Source organism: Glutamicibacter sp. NPDC087673, assembly GCF_044743255.1.
In the GTDB taxonomy this organism is placed as follows: Bacteria; Actinomycetota; Actinomycetes; order Actinomycetales; family Micrococcaceae; genus Glutamicibacter.
In genome coordinates this window covers 262,908-280,152 of sequence record NZ_JBIUWB010000005.1, presented here as the reverse complement: position 1 = coordinate 280,152, position 17,245 = coordinate 262,908, and the positions used below count along the sequence as shown (strand labels likewise).

The window sequence follows — 17,245 nt, the reverse complement described above, 5'->3', positions numbered from 1 at the left end:
TGATCCACGAATCTGCACCGTGAGGCCCTGATCCGCAAGAGGCCTGGCGAAAAAACCTCTTACTCATAGGGTCTAGGCGCATCGCCTGCTAGCGCAGCAGACAGCGGCCCCCGGCACCTTCGAATGAAGTTGCCGGGGGCCGCCGTCTGCCTGCGGGCCTATTCGGTTGGCTGCAGCACCATGGCTGAACCGCCGCCGCGCCTCGTGGGCTCGGCCGCGGCGGTGAGTGTGCCGTCGGCAGCGATTTCCACCGCTTCAACCGCCCCGATTTCCGCCTGCGGAGTGAAGGAATCCCCAGCTGGCGCGAGCTTGTGCCCGAAGGCTTCGAGCGCCGAACCATGGGCTTGGATGAACTCCGGTTCCGCGGTGACCACTGCCGTATTGCGCTGGGAAGCACGTGGAGCGGCGATGGCTTCGCTGATATCCATGCCCAGATCAATGCGGTTCACCAGGGTCTGCAGCACCGTGGTGATGATGGTTGAACCACCGGGGGAGCCGATGGCCAGCACCGGCTCGCCGTCCTGCAGGACAATGGTCGGAGCCATCGAGGAACGCGGGCGCTTGCCAGGTTCAATGCGGTTCGGATCCTGCGGGTCGTACACCGTGGAGAAATCGGTCAGTTCGTTGTTCAGCAGGAAACCGCGATCGGGGACCACCATGCCCGAGCCACCGGTCTGCTCGATGGTCAACGTGTAGGAAACGACATTGCCCCAACGATCCACGACCGACAGATGGGTGGTGGAGATGTTCTCCGTATCCTGCTCTTCTACCGGTTCGCTGGTGGCAGCAGGGCATTGCCCATCATAGTTTTCAAGGTCGCCCGGAGCGACCGGCTTCGTTGCTGCCTGCTCCGGATCAATGGCGCAAGCGCGATCCGTGCCGAATAACTTGTCCGTCAGCGTCTGGGTCGGGACGTTGGTGAAAGCGGGGTCGCCGACGTACTTGCCGCGATCAGCGTAGGCGAGCGCAGTTGCCTCGAAATAATGATGCAAGGCATCGGGTGCTTCCATAGCTGGCAAATCGAACTCGCCCAGAATGTTCAGCGATTCGCCGATGGTCGTTCCGCCACTGGACGAAGGAGCCATGCCGAAGACGTCATAGCCCCGGTAGTCCACCTTAGTTGGTGCCTGCTCCACCACTTCGTAGCCGGCCAGGTCGGCAGTGCCCAGCTGCCCTGCGGGAACCGGGAGGGCGGTGTCTTCGCTCTTTGGCGGAGCCTGCACCGTTAGGGCGATTTCGGCAGCCAATTCGCCCTCATAGAATCCCTGGAGGCCTTGCTTGGCCAGCATCCGGTAGGTGTGTGCGAGATCCGGATTCTTGAAAATGCTCCCGACCTCCGGGGCATCTCCGCCGGGCAAGAACAATTCGCTCGTGGAGGTGAACGCGGCGAATCGTTCCTTGTTATCCAGGGTCTGTTCACGGAACGTCTCATCAATGACAAAGCCGCGTGAAGCGATCTGGGTCGCCGGCCGCAGAACCTGTTTCAGGTTCTGCGAACCCCAATTATCCAGTGCGCGCTGCCACGTGGCCAAGGTCCCGGGCACGCCCACGGACACGCCACTGGTGACCAGTTCCGGGGTGAAGTTATACGGCTCGCCGGTTTCAGGATCGATGAATGCATCATGCGCAATGCCTGCCGGTGCGGTTTCGCGGCCGTCGATGGTGCTGACCTTGCCCGACTTCGCATCGTAGTAGAGGAAGTATCCGCCACCGCCAATGCCTGCGCTATAGGGTTCGGTGACGCCGAGTGCTGCTGCGGTTGCCACGGCCGCATCGACGGCGTTGCCTCCCTTGCGCAGGACTTCGATGCCGGCAGCGGTGGCCTCCGGGTCTACCGAAGAGACAGCGCCACCAGTTCCGACAGCAGTCGGGTCCTTCTGGGTGTGTCGTGGTTCCGCGCTCGCCGGGAAGGCCGAGAAAGCTCCCAGGCCCAAGGCGAGGGCTGCCGCGCAGGCAACTGACCTTAAACGTGCTCGTGACATACTTTGATCTCCTCTGGAGGTGGGGATGAAGTATGCCCAAAATTACGGGAGCGGGAACTCGCCGCACGGTTGTGACACGCGGCACTATGGGTTTGCGCGGCAATTTCGCCCTGGTCGCGCAAATATTCTTGGTTATGACGCTTTGAAGCAGCGGGCAGGCACCACGGCCTCGATCGCCGCGAATGCCTGCCCGCTGGAAACCGATTGCGAATGGGCTACTTGTTCAGGTTGTCCTTGATGACTTTGCCCAAGGAGGCTGGGGTCCGGCCGATCAGCTTGGCCAGCTCCCCGGAGTTCACCTCCAGCGCTCCTTCGCGAATGCGCACGTCGGTATCGACGAGGATATGCGCGAATGGTCCGGGGACTCCAGCATCAGCGTAGATCTTTTCCAGCTGTTCGGGATCCATTTCCTGGTAGGCGATGTCCTGGCCGGCGGCAGCGCCAACAGCGCCAGCAAGCTGGGCGAGGGTGAATGGCTTGTCGCTGCCCAGCTCGTAGATCCTGCCGTTCTGGTTTTCCTCGGAAAGCAGCACGGCCGCAGCGGCATCCGCATAGTCTGCACGGGCGGCAGCGCTGATCTTGCCGTCGCCGGCGGCACCGAGCACCGTGCCGCTGTTGAGGTAGCCCATCAGCTGGTCGGTGTAGTTCTCGATGTACCATCCATTGCGCAACAGCACGTAGTCGATGCCGGATCCGGCCAGCAGCCGTTCGGTGGCGATGTGCTCCTCGGCGAGCTTCATGCCGCCGGACAGGGCGTTGGCAATTGAGGTGTAGGCGATCAGCGAGACATCCACGTGCTTGGCGGCATTGATGACGTTCTCATGCTGGGCAACGCGCTGGCCCACCTCGCTGGCCGAAATCAGCAGCAGCTTGTCTATGCCTTCGAGTGCGGACACGAGAGTTGGCTGGGCGTTGTAATCGGCAACGCGGGTTTCCAGGCCTTTGCCTGCCAGCGGTTCCAGCTTCTGCTCGGAGCGGCCAATGGCGACCAGATCAGCGGCATTCGCCCCGCGCGCCAGCAGCGCGTCGATGACTAGATTTCCAAGCTGTCCGGTGGCACCGGTAATTGCGATCTTCATGGGGTCCTCTCGTTGGTCTGCATCTGCTACAACCGGCGAGGACGTGAGGTAATTCCCGGAACCATCGAATGGGAATGCCGATTAAGCAAGGATTCGCATGGATCTGTCCACAGTTGGCGTCACAAAGCGTTTTATGTCCGGCGCATTGCATTTTATGACGCGCAGTATGACGTGTATCGGCTGTTTCAGGACGCGTTCTGCGACTTCATGACCCCTGCTTACGTAACGCTTGTCTGCTGAATTCAGGGGTTGCAGACTTGAACTGTTCGGCCGGTACAGCCGGACACCCCATCCAGAGCGACCGAGAGACCTGGCTCGTTGAAGTCGCAGCAACCACCCGTAAACGGGAGCGGTGCTAAGGCCAGGACCGATGGAGATTGCTAAATTTCTCAACGGTCTGCCGGAAGAAACTCGCCGTGGGTAGTCCCGGAATCAAGGCAGAACGTACAGGGAATCTATGCGTAATCCTCGGGGCACCAACCGAGAGGACATCTGTAACCATGCGTACAGCACATTTTGGCCTGAAGGCCACTGCAATCCTTGCCGTTCTGGGCTTGTCACTCACTGCATGCGGAAACAACGCCAATACTACTGGCGCCGCTGAAGCAGCAGCCGATCCAGGGGAACCAGTAGAAGGCGGTACCTTCACTTTTGCTGAAGTTACCCCCATCAACAATTGGCAGACTCAGGCAGCGCGTTTCTATGAGAAGGCCAACGTACTGAATTCCGTCCTTGATCGCCTGACCTACTACGACGTGGAAGCTGGCAAGCTGGTTGGCTGGATCGCCAGCGGATTCGAAGCCAACGATGCCAAGACCGAGTTCACGTTCACCATTCGCGACGGAGTCACCTTCTCAGACGGATCCAAACTGGATGCCAAAGCCGTGAAACTGAACCTGGACGCGCTGGGTCAGGGCATCAAGGAAGCTCAGATTGCACCGAACGTTGACTTTGCCGCCTACAAGTCGGCAGAGGTCGTTGGGGACAACAAGGTCAAGGTCACGCTCAAGCGTCCGGATGCCAATTTCCTTCGGGCGACTTCTTCAGTAACTGCTGGATTGGTGTCCCCGAAAACCCTTGAACTGGATAACGCCGCGCAGTCCTCGATCTCCAAGATCGTTGGTTCCGGACCGTTTGTCTTTGAATCGGAAAAGCCTGATGAAGAAGTGGTTTTCACCAGCCGCGATGACTACGCTTGGGCACCAGAATCTGCCTCTAACCAGGGCGATGCATACCTGGATACCTTGGTTATCAAATACCTTCCTGAGGTAGCTAGCCGTGCCGGGGCAGTTCAGTCCGCGCAGGTAGATCTCGTCCGAGGCTTGCAACCGGTGGACGAACAAGTGCTGGGTACCAACGGTGGCAAGGTGTTAGCTGCTGAAGGCGTAGACCTGACCACCAACCACGCAGCAGTACGTGTTGGCTCGGGAAAGCTTGAAGACGTCAAAGTCCGCCAAGCGCTGCAGATTGCAATCGACCGCCAGGCCATTAAGGAAACCGTTCTCTCGGATAGCTACGTCATCTCCGGATCGATCCTGAACCATAAGGCTCCAGGTTTCGTAGACCTATCTTCCGAACTGGCGTACAACCCAGAAAAGGCCAAGCAATTATTGGATGAAGCCGGTTGGAAGCCGGGCGCGGATGGCATTCGCGAGAAGGACGGAAAGAAACTGGAAGTAACGGTCTCCACCTCCAATAACTCCGTGGTCATCAAGCCAGCGTTCGAACTGATTGAACAGCAATGGCGAGAGATTGGCGTCCAGCTGGTCAACCGCGCGGCGGACAATACTTTCCTGACCAACGCGCTTGTCGACGACAAAGTGGAGTTCTTCGGCACCCGCCAGTTCGCATACGGCGGACTGGGCCCGGTCTACGCAACTGCGAACAACAATCAGACACTTCGCGCCGATCCTGAACTGAACAAGCTTTTCGCCGAAGAGCAGTCAGCAACCACCGAAGAAGAGCACCTGAAGTTGGTGGAAGAAGAACAGCGTACCCTGGTGCTTGACCAAGCCTTGACCTTGATTCTTTGGGACGAAGTTCAGGTCTATGGGGCCAATAACTCCGCCAACGTTGAATTCACTTCCGGTACCGCACCAATCTTCCAAGGTGCTTGGAAGAACGACGGCTAGGAACCGAGCTCATGGGCATTTACATCGCAAAACGATTGGGACAGGCAATATTGGTCATTTGGCTGGCCTACACGGCGGTTTTCATCGCTGTGCAGGCCTTGCCGAATGACCCGGTCACGATCTTCCTGAGCACTGACTCAGCCGCGGATCCGGCCACCATTGCACAGATGAAGGCGTACTACGGATACGACCAGCCGGTCTTCGTGCAGTACTTCACGCAGCTGCTGGGATTGCTTCGCGGAGATCTCGGATATTCCTTGTCCAGCGGTTCGGAAGTAGCGAATCGAATCGGTGAAGTAGCTGGATCCACCCTGATTCTGGCTGGCAGCGCATTCGTTTTGTCGGTGGTATTCGCCCTGATCATCGCCTCAGCGGCGAGCCTGTCCAAGGGCGAAAAACTGCGCAAGACGCTGCTGAATCTGCCACCGCTAATGGTGTCCATTCCTGTTTTCTGGTTGGGCCTGGTGCTCCTGCAGCTGCTGGCAGTGCAGCTCGGAGTGATGTCACTGTTCCCGGACGGCTCATTCATGTCGCTGGCAGTGCCTATCTTCGTACTCGCCGTGCACCTGAGCGCTCCGATCGCCCAGGTGCTAATCAAAAGCGTGCAGGAAGTTAATAGGCAGCCATTCATCGACGTGCTGAGAGCCAAAGGCGCCAGCGAAGCGTGGATCTTCTACAGGCACACCTTGAAGAACGCGGCCCCTGCCGCACTAGCCATTGCGGGTATCACCATTGGCGCTCTGCTTGCTGGTTCGGTTATCACGGAGACGGTGTTTTCGCGTGCAGGATTAGGCCAGCTGATCTTGCAGTCAGTTACCGCGCAGGATATCCCATTGGTCCAAGGACTGGTGCTTCTGACAGCCATTGTCTTCACGGGGGTCAACTTGCTGGTAGATCTCATCCACCCTCAGATTGATCCGCGAATCGTCGCTTCGACAAGCAGGTCAACCCGCTCGCTGGTTGCATAAGGAAAGAAGGACTAATGACTCTCTTGACCAAGCACATTGGATCAGTGGCCAATGAAGATCAGCGCCAAGTTCCAACCAGCACTGTAACCAGTCAACGTAATCCAGCAGTACGCTGGTTAGCTGCCTGGTGGGTTCTCATTCCGCTGTTCTTATTTGCGGCGTGGGCTTTCTTCCCTTCGTTCTTTACTGGACAAGACCCAATTACGGGTGTGCCGGCTGACAAACTGCTAGCGCCAAATGCGGAGCACCTGTTCGGAACAGATCATCTGGGGCGTGACGTATACAGCCGAGTTGTCTACGGAACTCACCAGACACTGCTGACCGCCGGTCTGGCTTGCTTGGTTGGAAGCGTAGTGGGTTCGGTCCTCGGACTGCTGGCGGCGACCGCCGGACGGTTCGCAGACACCGTTGCAATGCGCTTTGTCGATGTTGTCCTGGCAGTTCCTGCCTTCCTGATCGCGCTGATTCTGGTTACCGCAACTGAACCGGGACCGCTGTCCTTGGGCCTAGGTGTGGGTATCGCTTCGATCGCGGCATTCGCTCGCCTCGTGCGCACTGAAGTGCTCAGGGTCCGATCACGCGATTTCGTGCAGGCGGCCTTGATGAGCGGCGGCAAATACTTCACTGTGCTACGTCGCCACATCATCCCGCACATCATCGGTCCGGTTCTCTCCTTGCTGGCTGTAGATCTGGGTGCTGCGATTCTTGCAATTTCCGGTTTGGGGTTCCTGGGCTTCGGCTCGCCACCGCCGACCCCTGAATGGGGACTGCTGATTTCCGAAGGACGCCAGTATCTTTCGGTGGCATGGTGGCTGACCACTTTGCCGGGATTGGTTATCGTGGCGGCGGTAATGCTGACAGCAGTACTGGGACGTGCCATCAACAAGGCATTCCGCTTCTAGCCCTACTCTTTGATGAACGGACAAGACCATGAACGCAACGAACGACGCTTCTTCAGCAGCGATCCGCATTGAAGATCTAACGGTCCAGTACGACCAGGGCACAGTAGCTGCTGACAATATCAATTTGGAAGTCCCCGCGGGGCAGATCATTGCCATTGTTGGTGAATCCGGCTCGGGCAAATCCACCCTGGCCAAGACACTCATCGGTTTATTGCCGCAAAGCGCGAAGGTCAAGGGAAGCGTGCGTTTCGGCGGTACAGAAGTCACTAATCTTTCCATGGCCGATTGGCGTGCGATTCGTGGCGCAGGCATTGGATTAGTTCCACAGGATCCTGGTGCTTCTCTGGATCCGGTGAAGACCATTGGCTCCCAGATCATTGAAGTCTTCCGTTTGCATCCGTCACGTTCAGTTCCCAAGGCGCAATGGCGTTCCAAGGCAATTGAGCTGATGGAGAGCGTTGATATCGACCGTGCGGAAAGCCGACTGGACCAATACCCGCACGAACTCTCTGGTGGCCTGAAGCAGCGCGTGCTGATTGCGATTGCCTTTGCCTTGAACCCTCAGCTGCTCATCGCTGATGAACCAACCAGCGCCTTGGACGTCACCGTGCAACGCACGGTATTGGAAGTTTTCGTGTCACTGGCACGCCAGAGGGGAACCACAGTCCTCTTTGTCACCCATGATCTTGCTGTTGCGACTGACATTGCGGACCGCGTACTGGTGATGAATTCTGGCCGGATCCTGGAGGACCGCAGCGTTCCAGCGTTGGTAGCGCAAAGCACCGAACCATATACCAAGGCACTGCTCGATCAGGCCTATGCGCATCAGGATCGACAGCAACCTTCAGACTCGGAGGATATGGCAATCACTGTGGATGGCCTCAGCAAGGTCTTCGGCAAAGGCCGCGACGAACACCAAGTTCTTTCCAACGTCAGTTTTGAAGTGCAGCGAGGCACCACGTTCTCGCTGGTCGGCGAATCGGGTTCAGGAAAATCCACTACAGCCAAAATCATCATGGGAATGCACCCAGCCACCGAAGGTTCGGTGTTGGTCAACGGAAAAGAAGTTGCCGGCATCAGCGGCAAGCAGCGCTATGATCTGTGGCGGGAAGCGCAATTGGTCTACCAGAACCCTGACTCGGCACTTGACCCCCGCCAGGCAATCGGCTCGATCATCGCTGAGCCAATGGTCAACTACCGCCTGGGTGATAGTGCTTGGCGTGCGAAGCGTACAGCGCAGCTGATGGAACAAGTGAACCTTCCTGAACAGCTGGTTGGCAGACGTCCGGGTGAACTTTCCGGAGGCCAGCGCCAGCGGGTAGCTATAGCCCGTGCTCTAGCTAGCGGCGCAAAAGTTCTGGTTCTTGATGAAGCATTGAGTGCATTGGATGTACTGACCCAGGAACAGATCCTTGAATTGCTCGACCAGCTGCAACGTGAAGAGCAACTGACCTATCTGTTCATCTCCCACGACCTGCATGTAGTGGAACGGATTAGTCACCGCGTCGGCGTGATGTGCCGAGGGCAAATCGTCGAGTCGGGCACTGTCGAAGAGGTCTACTCCAACCCCCAGCATGAGTACACCAGAACGCTGCTTGCGGCGAATCCCGGCAACGTACTTCGCGAACTGGCCGGCACGCGCAGCGCCTAGCCATTCCAAACCATTTCCCAGATCATAAAGGAGCAACCATGAGCGCTGAAGCCTTGGCAATTTTCCGCCCTTCGTCCCAGCAGCATACCGAAGCGGCTTACCAGGAACTGCTGGCACACTTCAACGAAGTGTTCACCCGTGTCGCGCAGGGCGCTACCGAACGCGAGCAGCAGCGCATCCTGCCTTTCGAGCAGGTGCAGTGGCTCAAGGATGCCGGTTTCACCACGCTGCGTGTGCCAGAAAGCCATGGCGGTTCGCCTATCAGCCACGAGCATCTGTTCCGCTTGCTGATCGAGCTGGCCGCGGCGGACTCGAATGTGGCGCACCTGCTGCGCAGCCACTTCTCCTTCGTAGAAACCATCTCCCTGCAGCCGGCAGAGTTCCAGGACCGCTGGTTCCCGCGGGTGCTTGCCGGGGAAATCTTCGGCAACGCTGCGACCGAGCGTGGCGGCAATGCCCTTGGCACCACCAATACCAAGCTGGTCCAGACCGGGCAAGGCTGGGTGCTGCGCGGCGAGAAGTACTACACCACTGGCTCGATCTTCGCCGATTGGGTAGTGGTCATGGCGACCACCGACGGGATTGAGGGGCGCCAATACGCCATCGTCGATCGCCATGCCGAGGGCGTGGAGATCCTTGACGACTGGGATGGCTTCGGCCAGCCGCTGACCGGTACCGGCACCGCGATATTCACTGACGTTGCGGTGGAAGAAGCCAATATCATTCAGCGCAAGATAGCTTCCACCCTCGAACCTGCCTTCTTCCAGCTGTGCCTGCTCGCCGTACTGGCAGGTATCGGCAAGGGGGCCCGCAATGCCGCAGCAGGCATCGTTGCCAACCGCACGCGAACCTTCAACACCGGCTCCGGCGCGCTGTTCAAGGATGACGCGCAGATCCAGGAACTTGTCGGCCGTTTGGCGGCCAATGTCTTCGCTGCAGAGAGCATCGTGGTCACCGCAGCCCGGGAACTGGATTCGGCGCTCGACGAGGATCTGGGCTTGGACCCGCAAGCGGCCTACCTGCGCGCAGAGCTTGCCGTCCAGCAAGCCCACGTGGCCACGCCGAAGCTGGTCCTGGACGCCACCAGCGAGCTCTTCGACGTCACCGGGGCCTCGGCGATTTCGACCTCCAAGTCGCTGGACCGCTTCTGGCGCAATGCCCGCACGGTGGCCACCCACAATCCGGTGGCCTTCAAGGCACGCTCGGTGGGGGACTACTTCATCAACGGCACCATTCCTACTGGTTTGAACTCGATCGGCGAAGCAAAGGCAGGAAAATAATCATGGGTACTTTCAACGAACGCCCGCGCTTGCTGCTTTCGGCCTTCTTGATGAACACCTCCAGCCATATCCTTGGCGGAATGTGGCGCCACCCCGAAACGCAGCAGCATCGGTTCCATGAACTGGGCCTATGGGTTGACCTGGCCAAGAAGCTGGAAGAGGCAAAGTTCGATTCGCTGTTCTTCGCTGACGTGGTTGGCCTTTACGGCGAGCATGAGGGTGGTTGGGCATCGCACGTACGAAAGGGACTGCAGGTCCCCAGCCATGATCCGCTGGTCCTGCTTTCGGCATTGGCCGCCAGCACCAAGGACATCGGCCTGGCGATGACCAGCTCGGTCATCCAATCCCATCCATTCCAGTTTGCCCGGCAGATCTCCACCCTGGATCACCTCTCGCAGGGGCGTGTGGCCTGGAATATCGTCACCAGCGTACTGGAAAATGCGCACCGCAATTTCGGCGGGAAAGAACTGGTCGGGCATGATGACCGCTACGGTTGGGCCGAAGAATACGTCGACGCCGCCTACAAGCTGTGGGAGGGCTCCTGGGAAGAGGACGCCTTGCTGGCCGACAAGATTTCCGGAATCTACGCAGATCCGGCCAAGGTCAACAAAATCAACCACCGCGGCGACTACTACTCCATTGACGGTCCGCACCTGGCACTGCCAAGTGCCCAGCGCACCCCGTTCCTTTTCCAGGCTGGTTCGTCGGCACGCGGTTCGCAGTTCGCGGCCACTCACGCCGAGGCGACCTTCCTCTTTGCCCCGCACGCACAGTACGTGGCGAAGAAGAATGCCCAGCTGATCGAGCACCTGGCTGCTGCCGGACGCGGCCGCGATGACATCAAGGTCTTTGCCGGCTTGTCCTTCCTCGTCGGTTCCACGGAAGCTGAAGCCAAGGCATTGGAAGCCGAATACGACGAGTACCTGGACTTGGACGCCATCATCGCGCACATCGGCGGCGGTATCGGAGTGGATCTGGGCGGACTGGACCTGGATACCCCGATCGGCCAGATCCAGACCGAGGGCGCGCAGGGAGTACTTGAAGCAGCCCGGGCTTCGGTGCCCGGCGGCAATCCGACCCTGCGCGACTTGGCCTACTACCGCGCCAAGGCACAGCAGATTTCGGGGACCCCGGAACAAATTGTCGATGAGCTCGAACGCTGGCAGGATGCTGGTATCGATGGCCTGAACGTGATGAATCATGTTCTTCCCGGCTCCTACGACAACTTCATTGACGGAGTGCTGCCCGAACTGCGCCGCCGTGGCCTGGCCCAAAGTGGATATGCAGAGGGCAGCCTGCGCCAGAAGGTCTTTGGCCGTGGCGATTACCTGCCCGCGCATCATCCGGCGGCTAAGCACCGCGGGGCGTTCTCGCAGAACAGCGCGGCAGCCACTGGGAAAGCGGTTCAGCTGCAGCAGTGAATTCCGAACGCTTGGAAGGCCAGTGGCATGGGCGGGTCCTGCCAATTGGACGTACTTCAGTACCTGGACGCCAAAAGTGCCAGCAACGCGGTATGGTGTCGTGCATGGACACGCAGCACGTAAATAATTCGGCAACAATCCGCAGGCTGTTGAGCACGCCTGGACGCTGGGCGGTTGTCGGGCTGACCAACAACCCAGCTCGCGTAGCTCCGTCTATCGCCCGTTTCCTGCGTGATGAACTGTCGATGCAGATTATTCCGGTGTCGTTAGGCGCGGAAACTGTAATGGGCGAACCGGGCTTCGCGAAGCTTGCCGACATTCCAGGCCCCATTGACGTGGTGGATTGCTTCGTGAACTCTTCCAAGGTGGGAGACATCGTTGACCAAGCCATTGCCGTAGGAGCGAAGGCGGTGTGGTTGCAGCTGGGCGTCATTGACGAAGCTGCCGCCCGACGGGCCAAGGATGCGGGACTGGACGTAGTAATGGATACCTGCCCCAAGATCGAGTACCCATTTCGCTAGTGAGGCATTGATGGCAACAACAGCTGGGCAAGAAGAATTGGAAAATGCGTGGGCGCAGCTGTGCCTGCGCATGCCGTGCGCTTACGCCGATTACCCCTTCGGCCCTGACAGCACCGTATTCAAGGTGGCGGGCAGTGATCCGGGCAAAGGCAAAATATTTGGGTTGCTCATGCACCTGCAAGGCGAATTGGTGCTGAACCTGAAATGCGAACCGGCTCTGGCAGACCAGCAGCGCAGCGAGCATCCGCAGATCACCGCGGGCTATCACATGAATAAGAAGCACTGGAATTCGGTTCGTGCAGGACTCGACCCGCAACTGATGGGCGAGCTCATCGAGGATTCATACGATTTAGTGGTCGACGGCATGCCCCAAAGGGATAAAGAATACATTCGTTTGCAAGGCGCAATTAACAAGGGAACCCTAGACTAGAGACATGTACTTCATCGTTGTTAAATACCAAGTAAAGCCAGAATCCACCCCGAACTTCATGGGCCATGTCGCTGAATTCACCGCGGCAACCCGCGCCGAAGAGGGCAACATCTTCTTCGATTGGTCCGTGAGCGTCGAAGACCCCAACGAATTCGTCCTGGTTGAGGCCTTCCGCGATGACGAAGCCGCGGCAAACCACGTGAACTCCGCCCACTTCGCTGCCGGTCTTGAGTCCATGCGACCACACCTGGTCTCCACCCCGAAGATCGTTTCCCGCAAGGTAGACGGCGATGGCTGGGATTCCATGGGCGAACTGGTCATCGACTAGGTTATTGGGACAAAGGCAAAGGGAAGAACCTCTTGGTTCTTCCCTTTGCCTTTATCTTTGCCCTTGGGCTCTAGCGTCCGGCCTTGTTGCCGAAGCGGCGTATCAGTACCAAGGCGATGCCTGCCAGGACAACGACACCGGCGACGATGCCGATCCAGCTGGTGCCGAATCCGGTATCAGCTAGGTCTTCGGAGTCCCGGTTCTGGGAATCATCCTTCTGCTCGTCCTTAGGCTCGCCAGACGAGTCAGGGGACCGGGTCGCGTCCCCGGTTGGCTCTGGCGAACTGGTAGGTTCTTCGGTCGCGTCGTCGGTTGCATCCTCAGATGGTTCCGGCGAATCAGTTGGATCCCCGGTTGGCTCATCCGAAGGATCCGGCGACTGCGTTGGCGCAACAGGCTCTTGCAGGACCGCGCGGCCCAGCGGAGCCGGCTCAACAACGTCATGTGCCTTGAAGTAGTTCACGGTGGCGTCCAAATCGATCTGGCCGGAGTCAGCATGATCGGTGCCGGCGGCAAACGCGGCGAAGTTATCGCCACCGGTAGCCAGGAATGCATTGGCTGCGACACGGAAGGTTGCTTCCTCGTCCAGTGGCTCGCCCTTGAAGGTGATGTCCTTGATGTGCTCGCCCTGGGCAGCGTCCTCGACGTAGGTGTAGGCGAGACCCTCGGAAATGCCCAGATGCAGCTTGTTGCGTTCCGATCCTGCAGGCTGCCACTGCTGCTCCAAGGCCTCGCGGATCTGCGCCCCGGTGAGGTTGAAGGTGATCAGGGTGTTGGCGAATGGCTGGACCTCGGCTGCGGCCTTGTAGGACACTGTGCCATCTTGGCCGTAGAGCAGGTCGGCACGCAGGCCGCCTGGGTTCATGAATGCGATCTCGGCTGGTTCGCTGGCGAAATCCTCATTAGAGGTAGCCCATAGGTGGATGTCGGCTACGGTGTTGCCCAGGGTGGATTCAACGCCTCGGTCCTGGCCGGGTTCTTCTCCACCACGAAGGATGTCTTCAGAGATGGCGCCGATCTTCACGCTGCCGACCACTTCAGCTTCGGCTTCAGCGGCGCTAACGATTTCTGCGACCTCGGCATTGGCATCAAAGTTGCCCACCCATTCGCCGTCAGCGCCCTCGGTTGCCAAGGCGATGCGCTCGGTAGCGGCCTCGGTGACTTCGCCAGTCTCAGGATCTACCTGCAAGGAAACCTTGCCCAAAGTGGTGCCGTACTGGTGGGACTGGATCACCGGGCGGCCCGCGATTTCGCAGTCGTAGGACTGGTGGGTGTGGCCCGAGAAGATCGCGTCGATCTCGTTGCTGGCCTCGCGAACGAGCTCGCCATAGGCGCTGTCTTCTTCGGCAATATCTGCGCACTGATCGCCAGCGGAACCGTTGTGGGTCAGCAGCACCACTACATCTGCCTCGCCGTTCGCTTCATCGCCATCGGAGAGCTGCTCAGCTACACGGTTCGCTGCTTCCAGTTCGCTGCCGAAATCCAGGTCGGCGATGCCAGCTGGGGAAACCAGCGAAGGCATGTCTTCGGTAACGGTGCCAATGAAGCCCACGGAAATACCGGAGATCTCGCGGATCGCGTATTCCTGGAGGGCAGGAGCCGTGGTGCCCTTTTCATAGACATTGGCGCCCAGTGCGAAGTCTGCGCCGTTGACACCGCTGGAATCGGCGTAGCTGTCGATGACGCGTCCGGTCAGGTCCGCGAATCCCTTGTCGAACTCGTGGTTGCCTACTGCCGAGACATCCAGGCCGCCAGCACCCAGGACAGCGATGGTTGGTTCGTCATCCTGCGAGGCGGAAGCGAAGGTTGAGGCGCCGATGTTATCGCCGGCGGAGACGAATAGGGTGTTTTCGTTTTCTGCACGCATTCCATCTACAGCACCGGACAGCACAGCAGCGCCGGCAGAGCTTCTGTCAGCAGAAATGCGGCCATGGAAGTCATTGATGCCAACTAGATCAATGGTGACGGCTTCAGTACCCGCAGCTGGCGACAGGGAAGCACTCTGCGTGGATGTAGCCTGAGCTGTTGCGGCACCGGTGGCGGCCAGCGAAATCGTTGCCAGCGAAGCGAGACCGAGTTTTCTTATCTGCCTGAATGCAGGCATGGGTACTCCTAAAAGTGACGAGTGTGACAAGACATATGTCTATCGCATCTGAATGAACCTGTCGATGCTTTGGCGTTAAATTTAGGTGCAGAAGTACAAGTACTGTCGGTTATTCAACAGAAGCAACCTCCCAGCCATAGGCCAAGAGGTTGCTTCTGATTAGAGGAGTATGCAGTTATTGCTGACGCTTATGCCGCGGGTCACCTGCGGTGACGGTGGAAGTTCCAAGGATCGCACTCAGCAGCAGCATGGCTGCTCCAATGAACATGAGGGTGGAGACGACCCAGCAGGCAGTGGCTGCCTCGCGCTGCGTGGTGGTCAGTGCAAAACTGAAGATGCACACGCTGGAAACCAGTAGGAGGACTCCGGGGATTCGTGTCTTCATCATGCGCCCTTGCAGTAGAGGATCAGGCCAAGCCATCGCAGAACATAATCGCTAACGTGTTGAGTAATATCCATTTTGCCACAAGTCCATCGATTTGACGATAAGCCTTAAGGTGGATGTTTCCGTGCGATGTCCTGCGTACGGCTATGAGGCCCGGCGAAGCTGCCTGACTGCTAGATGCAGGATTTGAGGATGTTCCCGATCGCGGTGTGCTCTGCCTTGGTCATCCAAACGTCGTATTTGGCTTTTACCTGGGTCTGCCGCGAGACGTAAGTGCAACGGAAGCTCTTGTTGGGTGGCAACCATGATGCCGCGTCCTTGTCGCCTTTGGAAGCATTAGTGGGGCCATCGGAAGCCAGCAGGTTCAGCGGGTCATTGGCAAATTCCAAGCGGGTCTCGGCATCCCAGCGCTGCGCGCCCTTTTGCCAGGAATCGGACAGGGCGACAACATGGTCGATTTGCACGGAGGTGCTGGTGCCTTGGCCGCGCTTGAATTCGATGGTCTTGCCCGTGTAGGGATCATCGAACGTTCCGCTCAATACAACGCAGGGTCGCGTGGCCGGTTTATATGTCACGTCCACCAAATCGCGCGAAAGGATGTCGTTGCGCGCATCGCATCCATTGCGGTCCGGATCTTTCCATCCCTTGCCGAATTCCGCTCTGTCGTAGCCGGTTTTTGGTGCGCGGCCTTTGACCGTAACTTCATTGAGCAGTTCAAGGGATTCTGCGTAGATATCACGTTGTTCTGCGGTGCTTGGCGTCGGTGCGGCTTGGGCATCAGGAAGGGGCGGGAACTCAATGGTCTCCAATGAAGAGCACGAGCTCAGAGCCAGGGTGGACAGGAGGGCGAACAAAGATAAGGTGCGACGCAGCGAACGCATGCGGTAGTACTACTCCTAAGGTGGCTGGTGCTTGAGCTAGAAGATGCTCTGACTTGAACTATAGGCAGTGGAGCGGACCATTTAGCCGTCCATGATCCGTGTTGTGGCGTGAGGTCGGATGTACCGGCTTCAAGGAATGCTGCTACTCGAGCTCAGAAGAGCCCAGACCTGGAAAATCGTGTTCGAAATAGTCCAAGATCTTCTGGGTTGCGTAGTAGTCCAGAAGGTGGGCAGTGGTGAGCGGGAAGACGCTGCCGCTCTGCACCGATGGCAGCTGGGCTAGTGATTCATCCGAGGTAAATGCCGTGGTCGCTTTCTTGTTTGCGGCCAAGAGGAAGGTGGCATCTCCAGTGAGCGTTGCTGGCAGATCCCTGTAGCTGACGAAACTGAAATCTTCCCTTGGCTGTGTGGAAGTGTCGAACTTCTTTGGCGTGGATACCACCGTGAAGCCGAGTCCTCTGAACAGCTGTGCATGCGGCCCGGTGGTTTTAGCGATCGGGGATATGCCATGGGCTGCGTAGGAAATGATTGAAGCCGTGGTTCCGGATGGGATTGCCAGCATGCTTCTCAGTGCTGAAACCCGTTCGTTAATGGCTGCAGAGTTCTGCTCTGCTCGTTCTTCGGTACCAGTGGCTTCCCCGAGCAACTTTGAAAGTTCGTTCCAGTCCTTATCTGCGTAGTCCACGACAATGGTTGGTGCAATCTTCCTCAGCGCACCTACGTTGTCGACTTCGGAGTCTGCTCCTGTTGCCGCCACGATGATGAGGTCGGGTTTCTGGTCCTCGATTTCTTCCAGATCGAACTTCCCGATCTCGTAGAGCGGATCAACTTTGCGGTCCGAGGCAACATCAGCCCAATGCTTGAAGAAACCGTCGCCATCGGTATCAGGCCCCGCCGGCGCCGTTGCGCTGGCAATGACCGGCGCGTCCAGGGCCAGCAGTGAACCCGTGAGTCCTACCGAGGTCGAGACGATACGTTCAGGTTTTGCCTGGATCCGTATGGGGTCATGCATTGAATCAGTCAAGGTGCGTGGCCAATGCCCGGCTTCAAATGCCGCGGTGCCCGCATCTCTCCCTTGCTCGTCAGGTAACGCCGCGCAAGAGCCAAGGGAAAAGGCCAAGATGCCAAGGCACAAGGCAACTGCGATTCGGGACAAGCTGGGACGCACTAGGATTCTCCTG

General features: G+C 58.4%; 15 protein-coding genes and 1 riboswitch. Of the genes, 9 read left to right on the top strand and 6 right to left on the bottom strand.

Annotated features, from left to right (window positions below; all coding sequences use genetic code 11):
* Positions 1-158 precede the first annotated feature (158 nt).
* Together ggt and ACIOTL_RS13735 are read right to left on the bottom strand one after the other, a co-directional pair.
* On the bottom strand, positions 159-1,982 hold the full coding sequence (ggt, locus tag ACIOTL_RS13740; protein WP_400343133.1) for a gamma-glutamyltransferase: 1,824 nt from the start codon (positions 1,980-1,982) through the stop codon (positions 159-161).
* A gap of 215 nt (positions 1,983-2,197) precedes the next feature.
* Positions 2,198-3,061 carry an NAD(P)H-binding protein gene (locus tag ACIOTL_RS13735; RefSeq protein ID WP_400343132.1) on the bottom strand — a complete coding sequence of 288 codons (864 nt, stop codon included), beginning with the start codon at positions 3,059-3,061 and terminating at the stop codon, positions 2,198-2,200.
* A 285-nt stretch (positions 3,062-3,346) separates the two neighbouring features.
* Positions 3,347-3,438: riboswitch (SAM riboswitch) on the top strand.
* Positions 3,439-3,561: 123 nt separating this feature from the next.
* On the opposite strand from ACIOTL_RS13735, the gene ACIOTL_RS13730 reads away from it, so the two are divergent.
* From ACIOTL_RS13730 to ACIOTL_RS13690, 9 genes are all read left to right on the top strand, one after another.
* Positions 3,562-5,193, top strand: a complete 1,632-nt coding sequence (locus ACIOTL_RS13730; RefSeq protein ID WP_388024584.1) for an ABC transporter substrate-binding protein — start codon at positions 3,562-3,564, stop codon at positions 5,191-5,193.
* Between the two features lie 11 nt (positions 5,194-5,204).
* Positions 5,205-6,161 (top strand): ABC transporter permease, encoded by a 957-nt coding sequence (locus ACIOTL_RS13725; RefSeq protein ID WP_133834321.1) that lies wholly within the window; start codon positions 5,205-5,207, stop codon positions 6,159-6,161.
* Between the two features lie 209 nt (positions 6,162-6,370).
* The gene (locus ACIOTL_RS13720) at positions 6,371-7,063 is read left to right on the top strand and encodes an ABC transporter permease (protein ID WP_286172245.1); all 693 of its coding nucleotides are present in this window, start codon (positions 6,371-6,373) and stop codon (positions 7,061-7,063) included.
* A 28-nt stretch (positions 7,064-7,091) separates the two neighbouring features.
* Positions 7,092-8,714 carry an ABC transporter ATP-binding protein gene (locus ACIOTL_RS13715; protein ID WP_133834323.1) on the top strand — a complete coding sequence of 541 codons (1,623 nt, stop codon included), beginning with the start codon at positions 7,092-7,094 and terminating at the stop codon, positions 8,712-8,714.
* 38 nt (positions 8,715-8,752) lie between these two features.
* On the top strand, positions 8,753-9,994 hold the full coding sequence (locus ACIOTL_RS13710; RefSeq protein ID WP_400343130.1) for an acyl-CoA dehydrogenase family protein: 1,242 nt from the start codon (positions 8,753-8,755) through the stop codon (positions 9,992-9,994).
* A 2-nt stretch (positions 9,995-9,996) separates the two neighbouring features.
* The gene (locus ACIOTL_RS13705) at positions 9,997-11,415 is read left to right on the top strand and encodes an NtaA/DmoA family FMN-dependent monooxygenase (RefSeq protein WP_400343128.1); all 1,419 of its coding nucleotides are present in this window, start codon (positions 9,997-9,999) and stop codon (positions 11,413-11,415) included.
* A 104-nt stretch (positions 11,416-11,519) separates the two neighbouring features.
* A complete protein-coding gene (locus ACIOTL_RS13700) occupies positions 11,520-11,936 on the top strand; it encodes a CoA-binding protein (protein ID WP_332502855.1) in 417 nt (138 codons plus the stop codon).
* 10 nt (positions 11,937-11,946) lie between these two features.
* Positions 11,947-12,366 (top strand): MmcQ/YjbR family DNA-binding protein, encoded by a 420-nt coding sequence (locus ACIOTL_RS13695; protein ID WP_105657964.1) that lies wholly within the window; start codon positions 11,947-11,949, stop codon positions 12,364-12,366.
* 4 nt (positions 12,367-12,370) lie between these two features.
* A complete protein-coding gene (locus ACIOTL_RS13690; protein ID WP_400343126.1) occupies positions 12,371-12,694 on the top strand; it encodes a putative quinol monooxygenase in 324 nt (107 codons plus the stop codon).
* A 70-nt stretch (positions 12,695-12,764) separates the two neighbouring features.
* Here the strand turns inward: ACIOTL_RS13690 and ACIOTL_RS13685 are convergent, their stop codons facing one another.
* The 4 genes from ACIOTL_RS13685 to fepB form a co-directional block, all read right to left on the bottom strand.
* On the bottom strand, positions 12,765-14,798 hold the full coding sequence (locus tag ACIOTL_RS13685; RefSeq protein ID WP_400343125.1) for a 5'-nucleotidase C-terminal domain-containing protein: 2,034 nt from the start codon (positions 14,796-14,798) through the stop codon (positions 12,765-12,767).
* A gap of 175 nt (positions 14,799-14,973) precedes the next feature.
* Entirely contained in the window at positions 14,974-15,186 is a 213-nt protein-coding gene (locus ACIOTL_RS13680) for a hypothetical protein (protein WP_105657967.1), read from the bottom strand.
* A 170-nt stretch (positions 15,187-15,356) separates the two neighbouring features.
* Positions 15,357-16,064 (bottom strand): HNH endonuclease family protein, encoded by a 708-nt coding sequence (locus ACIOTL_RS13675; protein ID WP_332488394.1) that lies wholly within the window; start codon positions 16,062-16,064, stop codon positions 15,357-15,359.
* A gap of 142 nt (positions 16,065-16,206) precedes the next feature.
* A complete protein-coding gene (gene fepB, locus ACIOTL_RS13670; protein WP_400343123.1) occupies positions 16,207-17,232 on the bottom strand; it encodes a Fe2+-enterobactin ABC transporter substrate-binding protein in 1,026 nt (341 codons plus the stop codon).
* Between the last annotated feature and the right edge of the window lie 13 nt (positions 17,233-17,245).

Coding starts and splice junctions, on each gene's coding strand:
- ACIOTL_RS13710 (WP_400343130.1), top strand. CDS start 8,753: ATGAGCGCTGAAGCCTTGGCAATTTTCCGCCCTTCGTCCCAGCAGCAT.
- ACIOTL_RS13700 (WP_332502855.1), top strand. CDS start 11,520: ATGGACACGCAGCACGTAAATAATTCGGCAACAATCCGCAGGCTGTTG.
- ACIOTL_RS13735 (WP_400343132.1), bottom strand. CDS start 3,061: ATGAAGATCGCAATTACCGGTGCCACCGGACAGCTTGGAAATCTAGTC.
- ACIOTL_RS13715 (WP_133834323.1), top strand. CDS start 7,092: ATGAACGCAACGAACGACGCTTCTTCAGCAGCGATCCGCATTGAAGAT.
- ACIOTL_RS13685 (WP_400343125.1), bottom strand. CDS start 14,798: ATGCCTGCATTCAGGCAGATAAGAAAACTCGGTCTCGCTTCGCTGGCA.
- ggt (WP_400343133.1), bottom strand. CDS start 1,982: ATGTCACGAGCACGTTTAAGGTCAGTTGCCTGCGCGGCAGCCCTCGCC.
- ACIOTL_RS13675 (WP_332488394.1), bottom strand. CDS start 16,064: ATGCGTTCGCTGCGTCGCACCTTATCTTTGTTCGCCCTCCTGTCCACC.
- ACIOTL_RS13690 (WP_400343126.1), top strand. CDS start 12,371: ATGTACTTCATCGTTGTTAAATACCAAGTAAAGCCAGAATCCACCCCG.
- ACIOTL_RS13680 (WP_105657967.1), bottom strand. CDS start 15,186: ATGATGAAGACACGAATCCCCGGAGTCCTCCTACTGGTTTCCAGCGTG.
- ACIOTL_RS13705 (WP_400343128.1), top strand. CDS start 9,997: ATGGGTACTTTCAACGAACGCCCGCGCTTGCTGCTTTCGGCCTTCTTG.
- ACIOTL_RS13730 (WP_388024584.1), top strand. CDS start 3,562: ATGCGTACAGCACATTTTGGCCTGAAGGCCACTGCAATCCTTGCCGTT.
- ACIOTL_RS13725 (WP_133834321.1), top strand. CDS start 5,205: ATGGGCATTTACATCGCAAAACGATTGGGACAGGCAATATTGGTCATT.
- ACIOTL_RS13695 (WP_105657964.1), top strand. CDS start 11,947: ATGGCAACAACAGCTGGGCAAGAAGAATTGGAAAATGCGTGGGCGCAG.